The sequence below is a fragment of the Microbacterium californiense genome (genome assembly GCF_047246625.1).
Lineage (GTDB): Bacteria > Actinomycetota > Actinomycetes > Actinomycetales > Microbacteriaceae > Microbacterium.
On the sequence record NZ_JBFOKQ010000001.1, the window covers coordinates 1,143,708 to 1,154,617 of the forward strand.

Below are 10,910 nucleotides of genomic sequence, written 5' to 3' on the forward strand. Positions count from 1 at the left end.
GATCAGAGCAGGTCGAACGCGCCGCCGTAGGGCTCGCCTTCGTCGCCGGTGTCGCGGGGGTCGTACTGCACGGTCTCGACAGAGATGACCACCTGGCTGGTGGCTGTCACGAGCACGCTCACCTGCCGGTTCCCGACGACCGTGAAGTCGACGAAGCGCCCGCCGGCCTGAATCGCGGCCACCACCATCTCCTTCATCTCGGCGATGCTCTGCCCCTGCGACAGGAAGAAGGAGGTGTCGTTGATCACGACCTGGGTGCGGACCATCGTCTGAAGATCGGTGCCGGTGCGTCTTTCACTCATCTCGTCGAACATATCGTCCCCTTCTCCACCCCGGCGACCATAGCCGTTCGCGCGGCGCTCCGTCAGGGGGATTGCGCTCGGCCTCGAGATGTTGCAGACGAAGCGTCCCGGAGGGACTACCGTTCAGAGTATGGGCAGGCTGAAGTACGACGGCACCTCCGACCCGATCCTGGTCGACGACGTGACGCTCGCGCACCTCAAGATCGTGATCGGGACGAAGCTGCGCCGCCAGGAGAGCTTCATGATGAGCTGGGTGCCGCGCGAGGGCGGGGAGAACCGGCGCATGAGCGCCTGGATCCACCCCGCGATCCCCCTGCAGTTCGGCTTCGATGCCGAGGAACCGCCGGCCATCGACGCCCACCGCATCGCCGACATCATGCACCACGTCAACGCGAGCGGCGAGCTGTCGCTCGAGCACATCTCGCCTCCCGCCTGAGGTGTTTCCGTCCGCGCCCTCCGGAGCCCCGCTACGCTGTGGCCGTGGACAACCTGACCTACATCCTCCTCGGCATCCTGGTGCTCCTCCTGATCGTCGGAGGGCCGTTCCTCAAGGGCTGGGCCAACCGCAAGGCGTCTGCCGCAGGGGAGAACGCCGGCCGGAAGTTCGCGGCGAACCAGCTCGTCAAGGTCCTCGGGGAGTTCGGCACGACGGTGGTCATCCACGCCCCCGAGGCCGTCGCCCGGGAGATCGTCGCGGAGGCCGCGGCGAAGAAGCCGAAGGACTTCCCGCCCCGGGCGGACGGCGGCTACGGCATCCGCTTCACCGAGGCCGACGACGCGATCGTGCGCCTCGTGCCCGGCTCGGCCGGTGTGCGCGTGCAGGTCGAGACGTTCCGCGAGTACATGGGGTTCCCGCAGACCGCTCCGTTCTGGAAGGACCTCCGCGGGCGCATCGCCGCCGCCGCGACGGCGCGAGGCGTGACGGTCGAGGAGGGGCCTCGGCTCGACTACCTCCGCGGGCCGCTGCTCGACGTCAAGAACGCCCGCTGGTCGCTCGACGCCTGACCCGCGCGGGCGTCCGCAAACCGGGGGCGCATCTCCCGGCCGACCCAACTAGGCTGGGCGGTGCCACGGGTGCGTCGGCACCGCCGTGCCAGGTCGACCTCGGGGCACCGGCCCTTCCCGACACCCTCCGGTCCTCGCGACCAGCGCCAGAAAGGCACGACATCATGAGCGAATCCTCTGGAAACGACGACCGCGGCGGGGACCGCTCCCCCGACTTCTTCGATCAGCTGATCGAACCCGCTCCGCGTGACAACGCGCCGCAGGCGCCGCAGTCGGGAGCCTTCACGATCGGCTTCCGCGGCTACGACAAGGCCGAGGTCGACTCCGCGCTTTCGTCGTTGCGCAACGAGGTGCAGCAGCTCAAGTCCGAGCTCGCCGACGCCGAGGTGCGCCACGCCGACGCCATCGACGCCCTCCGCGCCGAGGAGCAGTCCGCGCGCGAGGCGGTCGAGAGCGAGCTGACGGCGGCGCGCGCGCAGGCCGCCGACGCCGAGCAGCAGGTCGCCACCCTCACCTCCGAGCTCGTCGACACCCCGACCGAGGACGGCGAGGAGGCCCCCTCGCGGCAGCAGTTCGAGGCGATCCTGCGGGTCGCCGAGGAGCAGGCCAACGTCCTCATCCAGAACGCCGCGGTGCAGGCCGACCGGCTGATGGCCGCCGCCCGCGAAGAGGTCGCCGCCCAGCGGGCCGAGGCCGAGGCGGATGCCGCCCGCATCATCTCCCAGGCGGAGCGCGACGCCGACCAGGTGCGCCTCAAGATCGACACCGAGTACACCGCCCACGAAGCGCGCCTCGAGCGCGAGGGCGCGCACGCCACCGAGAAGGTGAACCAGGCCACGCAGGAGGCGACGGCCATCCGCACCGAGGCCGAGAAGGGCGCCGCCGCCCTGCGCTCCCTGGTCACGCGCGAGACCGCGCAGCTGCGCGCCGACGCCGAGCGCGACGTGCGCGAGATGAACGCCCGGGTGCTCGAGTTCGAGGAGACGCTCACCCGCCGTCAGGACGACGCACAGCAGGAGTTCCTGGTGCTCCACAACCAGGCCGTCGCCCACGCCGAGCGCATCACGACCGACGCCAACGAGCAGGTCGCCGCCTCGCTCGAGCACGCTCAGCGCATCTCCGCCAAGGCCGACGACTACGAGCGCCTGATGCGCTCGCAGGCGCAGGCGATCGAGGCCGACGCGCAGGTGCGGGCCCGCGAGACCCTCGAGCGCGCCCGGGCGAAGTCCCAGAAGATCGTCGACGCGGTCACGTCGCACACGAACACGGTCGTGCGGGACGCCGAGGACCGCGCGCGCCAGCTGCGCTGGCAGCAGCAGCAGCTCACGAGCTTCATGGCCGAGGTGCGCGAGCTCATCCGCCCCGACGGCATCTTCGCCGAAGCCGACTCCGAGACGACGCTCGAGCGGATCAGCATCGACGCCGACGACAGCGCCCCGATCGAGGAGTTCCTCGGCGACGAGGTGCTGGAGGACGAGGACGCCGACGACGAGCGCCCGTTCGAGAAGATCACGATCGAGGTCGTCGACACCGACGACGAGAACGGTCGCTGAGCGACCGTCCGAGACGACGAAGGCGCGAGCGGTCGATCCGCTCGCGCCTTCGTCGTACGACCCCGGGGGCTTACGCCCGCCGGAACTGCGAGGCTGCGGGGCAATCGAAGGGATCGCTCGCGGCGAGTCCGACCCGGTTCAGGTACTCGATGACGATCGCATAGGAGCGCGCCAGGCTCGTCTCCGTGTACGGGACGCCGTTGGCCGCGCAGTAGTCGCGAACGATGCCCCGTGCCTTCGAGAGGTGCAGGCGCGACATGTTGGGGAAGAGGTGGTGCTCGACCTGATGGTTCAGACCGCCCATGAGCCAGGTGGCCCACCAGCCGCCGGTGATGTTGCGCGAGGTGCGCACCTGCTTCGAGAAGAAGTCGAGCTTGGCGTCGGGCGCGATCACCGGCATGCCCTTGTGGTTCGGGGCGAACGACGCTCCCATGTAGACGCCGAAGACGGCGAGCTGCACACCCATGAAGGCGAACGCCATGCCCAGCGGCAGCATCAGGAACACCGGCACGAGGATGACGGCGAACCGCACGGCGATGAGGCTCAGCTCGATCCAGCGTCCCTTGACGTTCTTGCGCGTCACGAGGTGCTTCAGGCCGATGTAGTGGAGGTTCAGGCCCTCGAGCGTGAGCAGCGGGAAGAAGAGCCACCCCTGCTTGCGGGTGATCAGGCGCACGAGGCCACGCGATCGCTCGGCATCCGTCTCGAGGAACGAGATCGTGTCGACCTCTATGTCGGGGTCGCGCCCCACCTGGTTCGGGTTGCCGTGATGACGCGTGTGCTTGGAGTCCCACCAGTGGTAGCTCATGCCCACGATGCCCGCGAGGATGCGGGCGAGACGGAAGTTCGCCGGGCCGGAGGACAGGATCTGGCGGTGCGCGGCCTCGTGGGCGAGGAACGCGACCTGGGTGAAGAGGATGCCGAGGGCGCCGGCGATGAGCAGCTGGAACCAGCTGTCGCCGAGCAGGATGAATCCGGTGACGCATCCGCCGAAGGCGAGCACCAGTGCGGCGCCGACGAGCGAGTAGAAGACGGGGGTGCGCTGGAGGAGTCCGGTCTCCCGGACCACCTGCTGCACGTCGCGATAGGCCGCAGCCATCGGGGGGAATTCCGCATTGCCGGCGTACGTCTGGCGGACGCGGCCGAGGGTCGAGGTGGTCGTGTCGACCTGGGTGAAGGAGATGGTGCGCTCCTGCCGATCGGGAGCCCGGAGGCCCTGAAGCCAACGGCGGTTGCCGATCACTGTGCCCAGGCTAACCCGGGAGGTATGCGCCGGAGGGCATACGAAAGCCCCTCACGGACGTGGGTCCGGAGGGGCCGTCGGATTCAGGCGCGTGCGCGCCGCGGACGACGCCGGAAAACCGCGGGAAGAACGGATCCTCGCGCTTTGCTGTGGCTTTCGTGTGAGGTCTCGAGGGCGCGCCGGGCGGCGTCGAGATCGGAGAAGGATCCGAGTTCGGCGCCCTGGGCGTCGCGGACGAGATGCGCGACGCCGTCGAACTCGACGAAGCCCGCGAACTCTCCGTCGCGGGTGGCGACATGGACGTCGACGTCGGCCTGCTTCCAGGTCAACGGGTCGAACGGGGGGACGGTGATCTTGCTCATGGTGATACTCATTGCTCTGCGGCGGGCGCTGCGGCGCTCCGCGATGGATGATCGAGGGCGGATGCCGCGCGCGTCGATGTGCGCGGTCCGGAATGGCCCTGATCAGTGGCGACGTGTCGGCCGAGAGGGGCGAGACGCACACGTTGCGAAGTCAGTCTAGCAGAGTTCGATCCACGGGCGGGCGCAGCACCAGGACCACCACGATGCCCGCCACGATCAGGGCCGTGAGCGCGACCGGCACCGGCAGGATGGGGTCGAGCAGCACCAGCACCGCGCCCACCGGCACGACGACGTTCACGACCCGGTCGGCGCTGCGTCGCAGTGCGACCAGCCACACGCCCAGCAGGAACAGCGCGATCGGGATCGTGATCGTGAAGGAGGCCGCCTGGGGCGACAGATCGCTGTGGCCGGTGAGCACGTCGATCTCGACCTCGACGCCCGCCGAGAAGGCGGCGGCGGCGGCGAAGACGAAGTAGTGGGTGTACCCGTAGCGCAGCGAGCGCGACAGCGAGCCGAGCGCCCGGTGGTGCTCCGGCCAGAAGTAGATCCACCACAGCGACGCGGTGACCACGAGGGTGAGGACCGAGATGGAGACGAACGGCGCGAAGGACTCGGACTCGTGCAGCGCCTCGATGATGGCGCGGGAGGAGGCCAGCAGGCTCTCGCCCAGCACGATGAGGGTGAAGAGCCCGTAGCGCTCGGTGATGTGGTGCGGATGCCACGGCGTCTGCTCGCGGTGCTCGGCGAACACCGGGATGCTGAGCTCCAGCAGCACGCAGACGACGAAGGCGACGAGCTGCGGCGGTCCCTCCGGAACGAGGAGGAACAGCACCCACAGGATCTGCACGGCCGCGATGCCGAACGCATAGCGCCGGGTGGCGGAGCGGAGCCGGCCCGCGGCGCGCGATGCCCGCAGCCACTGCGACACCATCGCGACGCGCATCACGACGTAGCCCACGACGACTACGCGGAAGTCGCCGTGCTCGAACGCGTTCGGGATGCCGGCGGCGAGCACCAGCACGCCGCTCATCTGCACGATGGTCATGACCCGGTACAGCCAGTCGTCGGTGCCGAACGCGGTGGCGAACCAGGAGAAATTCATCCACGCCCACCAGATCGCGAAGAACAGCATGGCGTACGCCACGACGCCGTGGCCGATGTCACCGGCGCTCAGCGCGTGATGCAGCTGGGCCGACGCGGTGCTCACGGCGACCACGAACACGAGGTCGAAGAAGAGCTCGAGGGTGCTGGCCACGCGGTGCGGCTCGCCCGCGTCGCGGGGCGTCATGCGGGTGAGCCGGAAGCGCGGGGCGGGGGGAGGCAGGGTCACGGCGTCAGGATAGACCTCCGCGCGATGCTGCGGTCGGCGGCGCCGGATGCCGTCGACGAACCGGTTTCCTCCATTCGCGAGACGAACCTTCCGATCCCGCGAACCTTGGGTTATGCTGAGCGAGTCTGCAGGCTCGCTGCACGCATCTCCGTTTGGGGCGGAGATGCATCGACCGTGATGTGGGATCACGAAGAAGTCGGCGAGACCCGAGGGGTCGGGAATGCAGACACACCGTGAGCGTGGGGCTCGCGGACTGGGGAATCTGGGGAATGAAATGGCGCACTGGGGATATCTGCGTACATCACTGGCTCAAGGGGCCCTGGCATGACCTCCGTCGAGGATGCCGTGAGCATCGCTCAGACGGGCTTCACGCCGGTCGCCGCTCCCCGAGCCGCCAAGCCGGTGCCGCGCACGGTGGTCACACCGCGCGTCTCCGCAACGCTGGAACGCCGCCGTCAGTGGGAACGGCGATATCGGATGCGACTGCGGACAACGGATGCGGCTGTCATCCTGCTCGCCGCTGCGCTGACGGCGGCGATCCAGCTGATCCTCGGCATCGGGCTGACCGACGTGCTCCACGCCGCGCCGCTCGCCGTGCTGTGGTTCCTCCTGCTCGGCGCCCTGCATACGCGGGACGCCGCTCTCTTCCAGGCCAGCGCCACCGAGTACCGGGCCGTCGTGCATGCGAGCGGTCTGGCGTTCGGGCTCGTCGCGATCGCCGCCGTGCTGCTGGGCTGGGAGTCGATGCAGCTCACGCTGCTCGTGACGCTGCCCGTCGGCCTCCTCGCGCTGCTGGTCAGCCGCTGGATCGGACGGCGCTGGCTCATGCAGCAGCGCGCCCGGGGCCGTTTCGCCTCGCGCACGCTCGTCGTCGGCAACCGCGACGACGTGGAGTACGTCATCCGCACCCTGCATCCGATCGGGACCTCCGGCTACCAGGTCGTCGGCGCCACGCTGCTCGACGGCAACGCCCGCGACGTCGAGGTCGACGGCATCCTTTTCCCGGTGCTCGGCAACGGACGCACGGTCGACACCGTCGCCACCGAGCTGGGCGCCGACACGATCATCGTCGCCAGTCGACCCGACGGCGAGCCGGACTTCGTGAAGCACCTCAGCTGGAAGCTCGAGGGCACCGCCGCCGAGCTCGTGCTGTCGAGTCGCCTCACCGACGTGGCCGGGCCGCGCATCTCCTTCGCGGCCGTCGAGGGGCTGCCCCTGATCCAGGTGCAGATCCCCACCTACGAGGGCGGGCGCCATGTGCTCAAGCGTGCCCTCGACATCGTCGTGTCGGCCGTCGCCCTCGTGCCGATCGGGCTGATCCTGCCGCTGCTGGCGCTGCTCATCAAGATCGACTCCCCCGGACCGGTGTTCTTCCGGCAGGAGCGCGTCGGTCGCGACGGACAGCGGTTCCAGATGGTGAAGCTGCGGTCCATGTCGACCGATGCCGAGCAGAGGCTCGCCGCGCTCCAGGCCGAGAACGAGGGCGCAGGACTCCTTTTCAAGATGAAGGACGACCCGCGCGTGACCCGCGTCGGCCGCGTGCTGCGCAAACTCTCGCTCGACGAGCTGCCGCAGTTCTGGAACGTCCTGATCGGCGACATGAGCGTGGTCGGACCGCGTCCGCCGCTGCCCAGCGAGGTCACGGCCTACGACGGGACCGTGTTCCGCCGCCTGTACATCAAGCCCGGCATCACGGGCCTCTGGCAGGTGTCGGGGCGCAGCGACCTGTCGTGGGAGGAGAGCGTGCGCCTCGACCTCCGCTACGTCGAGAACTGGTCGGTCGTCAACGATCTGCAGATCATGTGGCGCACGGCGAAGGTCATGATCCAGCCGCAGGGGGCGTACTGACGGAAAGGGCGCCGGGCCGCTGCGTGAGCGGGTCCGACGCCCTTTCAGGGGGGTCGGACTCAACCGCGCGGGTTCACCCACGGGTCGAGACCGGCCTTCGCGAAGGCGTCGACCATGCCGGCGCCGTTGTCGATGCGCATGTCGCAGGACGAGTTGCCCGATCCGGCGTCGAAGCGGACGAGTCCCTTGATGTTCGGGTACTTCTTCAGCACCGACGGGATGTCCCGGTAGAACTGCGTGGAACGGCCGGGATCGGCCTCGTCGAACTCGGTGCCGTACTCCATGAGGATCTGCGGCTTGTCGCCCCAGCCGTTCTTCACCAGGAAGTCGTGCGGTCCCTTGACCTCCTGCTCGAAGGTCTGCCAGTTGCTTCCGTTGCAGGTGTAGAAGTTGTACGGGTCGAATCCGACCCAGTCCACGTACTCGTCGCCCGGGTACCCGGAGGCGATCTTCGCGTCATTGCCGGCGCCGAGATAGCCGGTCGACACCCAGAGCCAGGCCACGTTCGAGACGCCCTTGGCCTCGAACCGGTCGTGCACGCGCTGGTAGGCCGCGATGTACTCGGCCATGGTGCCCTTGTCGAAGCGGTCGAACTCGGGATCGAACGCGATCATCACCGGCTTTCCGAACGCCTTCACGCGGTCGGCAGCGGAGTCGATGTACTCGTCCCACTCGCCGCGGGCGATGGACGCCCACCGGATGTCGGTGTTGCTGCTGGCGACCCGAGCCTGCCACGCGAACAGCAGGGTGCGCGTCTGACCGAGCGTCTGCTCGTGCGAGTCCGGGAAGAGCCCCTGGTGGGTGCTCTTCGAGAAGTCGTGGTAGCGCTGCGTGATGTCGAACTGGCGGCCCACGCGGTCCTCGAGGCTGGTGATCGCGGACGTCAGGGTGTCGCCCTTGATCGTGTACGCACCCCAGAGGGCACCGCACGCCGGAGCCAGGTAGCCCTGCGCGCCGCACTGCTCACCGGGAGCCGGGGCAGGCGCCGGAGCGGGAGCCGGGGCAGGCGCCGGAGCGGGAGCCGGGGCGGGTGCCGGGGCCGGGGCCGGAGCGGGGGCCGGAGCCGGAGCGGGAACGGCGCCCTCGCCCGTCGTCGCGGTGATCGCGGCGTCGAAGCTGACACTGGGCGTCGCGCGCCAGTTCAGGTGCGTGGATGCCGCGATCACGTTCGTGCCCGCGTGCAGAGCGGAGGCGGGGATCGTCACCGTCTGGAGCCGGGCGGCCGTGGCCGCGTTCGGCGCCTTCGTGGCGTAGGTCTTCTCGGAGAGCGTGCCCGAAGGCAGGTTCACCCGGGAGATCTCCTGGCCGTTGACGTAGATCACGACGCCGTCGTCGGCGCGGAACTGCAGCTCGACGTCGGAGAGCGGCTGGTTCGCCGCCACCGTGAAGTCGGTGCGGAACTGCATGCTCAGCGGCTTGCGCGCGGGGCTGCCTTCGGGTGTGGCCTCGGTGCGGGCGTCGGGCCCCCAGCCGAGCGGGGCGGCGCCCGTCTGCCAGGCGCTGTCGTCGAACTCGGCGGCCTGCCACCCGGCGTCCCAGGCATCGGCGGAGTAGTGCCAGCTCCAGTCGCTCCCCGCGGGGAGGAGCGTCACGGAGGCGGAGTCCGTCGGAGCCTGCGCTGCGGCCGCGGCGGGCTGCACCGCCGCCGAGGCCGACGATGCGCCGGTGAGGGCGGTGCCGAGCATGACGGCCGAAGCGATGACCGCTGACGATGTATAGATGACTTTTCGGAGCGCGCTGAACGAAGGTGTGCGGTCTTTCAAGAGGGGTCTCCAGTGTTGATGACACGAACTGGTCGTCACGCAAGATCTGCGATCCGACACGAACACCGCGCCCCCCTCCGGGCCTCACTGGGCGTTCGCTCGGGCGAGTCAATCACAGGGATATCGATCCTGCAACTCTTACATCACGGAATGATAACGGTCAACTCACCCGTCCCCTGCGTCCTCCCGAACGCGATCAGCGCGCCAAACCCCAGGTCAGAAGGATTTCCGAAGAACCGCCGCGTGCACGTGCGGCAGGAGACCCACGACAACCGGCGTCTCGATTCCCTGGAGACTCTCGAAAATCTCCGCGACCTCGGCCAGGCGAGCGTCCATCGACACGACGATCGCCACGGCATCCGCCCTCGTCGCCAGACGCGCGAAGGTGCGCAGGGACTTCTCCGCCGAGGCGTCGACGACACGCACGCCGCCCGCGGCATTCCGTGACCCGTCCGCGGAGGCGTCGGCGCCGGGTGCGCGGGCACCGTCGTCGACGGCCTCGGAGTCCGTGCTCTCGGGTTCGCCCCACGGATCGACGCCCTGCGCGCTGGCATCGGCGTCGAAGTCCGCGGCCAGCCCGCGCTCGAGCCGCGCGGCCATCTCCGACGTGTCGGCGGGCGTGGCGACGCGGAGCAGCACCCGCGGACCATCGGCCGACGCCGGGGCGGCCTCCGCGACGTGATCGGCCAGCGATGCCCAGAAGCGGTCCTCGTCGTCCGCCGCGACGATCGGCGCCTCACCCGTCACACGGGCCAGACGATCGGCGGATCGGACGCGGGTGTCGAGGCGTTCGCGCAGCAGGGCGGCGGCGATCCCCAGGACCACCCCGCCGACGAGCCCCCCGGCGAGGGATACCGTCAGGCCGGGGGTGGCCGGACTGCTCGGCTCCTCCGCCTCGCCGATGATGCGTCCGGGTTCGGAGGTCGTCAGCAGCAGGCTCAGCCGCTGCTGCTGCAGAGTCTGGAGCAGGCTCGTGGCCGCAGCATCGAGCTCCCGTCCCTGCAGATCGGCCAGCTGCTCGTCGATCTTCGCGAGGTACCCGTTGACCACCGTGTCGGCGCCCTCACGGCGGAAGGCGAGGTAGGCCGTGCTGAGCGCATCAGCGGCGCGTGCCGCCTCGCTCGGCGAGCCCGCGCTCACCGTGACCTGCAGCACCTGCGACCCGGAGGGGGCCGCGATGTCGACCTGCGAGAGCAGGAACGATCCGGGAGCGAGCGTCACCCCGAGGGCCTCGGAGGCGCGCTCCGCGACCTCCCGCGATCCGAGGATCTCCTGCTCCGTCCGGATGTTCACCTCTTCCTTCGTGCCGGTGAACGGGTTCGACACACCGGCCGACACGACGAGGCTCGTGGTGGCCGAATACCGGGTCGGCGTCACCGCCCACAGCGCGATGCCGGCCAGCGCTCCCAGCAGCGCGAACACGGCGATGGTCTTCCAGCGGCGCCGCAGCACCGTCAGTATCAGCGCGAATGTCATCGGTCTTCCCTCCCCCGTCGGCGCACCC

At 69.5% G+C, this 10,910-nt stretch carries 10 protein-coding genes; 4 read left to right on the forward strand and 6 right to left on the reverse strand.

The genetic code is table 11. The annotated features are described in order from the left end of the window. Nucleotides 1–2: 2 nt before the first annotated feature. Nucleotides 3–302, reverse strand: coding sequence for a hypothetical protein (locus AB3M82_RS05550; RefSeq protein WP_412956140.1), 300 nt, complete (start codon nucleotides 300–302; stop codon nucleotides 3–5). Nucleotides 303–432: 130 nt separating this feature from the next. Here AB3M82_RS05550 and AB3M82_RS05555 point away from each other — a divergent pair, with 130 nt between their 5' ends. From AB3M82_RS05555 to AB3M82_RS05565, 3 genes are all read left to right on the forward strand, one after another. Beyond that, nucleotides 433–738, forward strand: a complete 306-nt coding sequence (locus AB3M82_RS05555) for a DUF7882 family protein (RefSeq protein ID WP_412956142.1) — start codon at nucleotides 433–435, stop codon at nucleotides 736–738. Between the two features lie 44 nt (nucleotides 739–782). Next, the gene (locus tag AB3M82_RS05560; protein WP_412956144.1) at nucleotides 783–1,307 is read left to right on the forward strand and encodes a hypothetical protein; all 525 of its coding nucleotides are present in this window, start codon (nucleotides 783–785) and stop codon (nucleotides 1,305–1,307) included. Between the two features lie 164 nt (nucleotides 1,308–1,471). Next, the gene (locus AB3M82_RS05565) at nucleotides 1,472–2,860 is read left to right on the forward strand and encodes a coiled-coil domain-containing protein (RefSeq protein WP_412956146.1); all 1,389 of its coding nucleotides are present in this window, start codon (nucleotides 1,472–1,474) and stop codon (nucleotides 2,858–2,860) included. Nucleotides 2,861–2,930: 70 nt separating this feature from the next. On the opposite strand, the gene AB3M82_RS05570 is transcribed toward AB3M82_RS05565, so the two are convergent. From AB3M82_RS05570 to AB3M82_RS05580, 3 genes are all read right to left on the reverse strand, one after another. After that, a complete protein-coding gene (locus AB3M82_RS05570) occupies nucleotides 2,931–4,043 on the reverse strand; it encodes a fatty acid desaturase family protein (RefSeq protein ID WP_412958012.1) in 1,113 nt (370 codons plus the stop codon). Between the two features lie 143 nt (nucleotides 4,044–4,186). Further along, nucleotides 4,187–4,465 carry a hypothetical protein gene (locus AB3M82_RS05575; protein ID WP_412956147.1) on the reverse strand — a complete coding sequence of 93 codons (279 nt, stop codon included), beginning with the start codon at nucleotides 4,463–4,465 and terminating at the stop codon, nucleotides 4,187–4,189. A gap of 151 nt (nucleotides 4,466–4,616) precedes the next feature. Further along, nucleotides 4,617–5,753, reverse strand: coding sequence for a low temperature requirement protein A (locus AB3M82_RS05580; RefSeq protein WP_489672253.1), 1,137 nt, complete (start codon nucleotides 5,751–5,753; stop codon nucleotides 4,617–4,619). Nucleotides 5,754–6,119: 366 nt separating this feature from the next. Here AB3M82_RS05580 and AB3M82_RS05585 point away from each other — a divergent pair, with 366 nt between their 5' ends. After that, nucleotides 6,120–7,643, forward strand: coding sequence for a sugar transferase (locus AB3M82_RS05585; protein WP_412956150.1), 1,524 nt, complete (start codon nucleotides 6,120–6,122; stop codon nucleotides 7,641–7,643). A 59-nt stretch (nucleotides 7,644–7,702) separates the two neighbouring features. Here the strand turns inward: AB3M82_RS05585 and AB3M82_RS05590 are convergent, their stop codons facing one another. Continuing rightward, nucleotides 7,703–9,328, reverse strand: a complete 1,626-nt coding sequence (locus AB3M82_RS05590) for a glycoside hydrolase family 26 protein (RefSeq protein ID WP_412956152.1) — start codon at nucleotides 9,326–9,328, stop codon at nucleotides 7,703–7,705. 294 nt (nucleotides 9,329–9,622) lie between these two features. Then, nucleotides 9,623–10,882, reverse strand: coding sequence for a YveK family protein (locus AB3M82_RS05595; RefSeq protein ID WP_412956153.1), 1,260 nt, complete (start codon nucleotides 10,880–10,882; stop codon nucleotides 9,623–9,625). Between the last annotated feature and the right edge of the window lie 28 nt (nucleotides 10,883–10,910).

Coding starts and splice junctions, on each gene's coding strand:
- AB3M82_RS05590 (WP_412956152.1), bottom strand. CDS start 9,328: ATGCTCGGCACCGCCCTCACCGGCGCATCGTCGGCCTCGGCGGCGGTG.
- AB3M82_RS05580 (WP_489672253.1), bottom strand. CDS start 5,753: ATGACGCCCCGCGACGCGGGCGAGCCGCACCGCGTGGCCAGCACCCTC.
- AB3M82_RS05550 (WP_412956140.1), bottom strand. CDS start 302: ATGAGTGAAAGACGCACCGGCACCGATCTTCAGACGATGGTCCGCACC.
- AB3M82_RS05565 (WP_412956146.1), top strand. CDS start 1,472: ATGAGCGAATCCTCTGGAAACGACGACCGCGGCGGGGACCGCTCCCCC.
- AB3M82_RS05555 (WP_412956142.1), top strand. CDS start 433: ATGGGCAGGCTGAAGTACGACGGCACCTCCGACCCGATCCTGGTCGAC.
- AB3M82_RS05585 (WP_412956150.1), top strand. CDS start 6,120: ATGACCTCCGTCGAGGATGCCGTGAGCATCGCTCAGACGGGCTTCACG.
- AB3M82_RS05595 (WP_412956153.1), bottom strand. CDS start 10,882: ATGACATTCGCGCTGATACTGACGGTGCTGCGGCGCCGCTGGAAGACC.
- AB3M82_RS05575 (WP_412956147.1), bottom strand. CDS start 4,465: ATGAGCAAGATCACCGTCCCCCCGTTCGACCCGTTGACCTGGAAGCAG.